This is a genomic window from Priestia sp. SRI_019, from assembly GCF_057586255.1.
On the sequence record NZ_JBYCZN010000046.1, the window covers coordinates 1 to 207 of the forward strand.

A 207-nucleotide genomic window follows, 5' to 3' on the forward strand; every position below is an offset into this window, starting at 1 on the left:
TCTTAGTTACCAGCTACAGGTTGCACCAGTAAATGGAGTAGCCGTGGTGAATGCAGATGGAACATTTAGCTATCAACCCAACTTGAATTTTAATGGGACGGATCAGTTTACGGTATTGGTGTCGGATGGTCAAGGAGGAACGGCGGTTTCAACGGTGACCATTAACGTTATCCCTGTAAATGATCCCCCAATTACGTCCAATGTCAG

At 45.4% G+C, this 207-nt stretch carries 1 protein-coding gene; it reads left to right on the forward strand.

All coding sequences use genetic code 11. The features are described 5' to 3' along the window. The coding region (locus AC2YJL_RS27775; RefSeq protein WP_487375102.1) for a cadherin-like domain-containing protein at positions 1-207 on the forward strand (207 nt) is incomplete at both ends.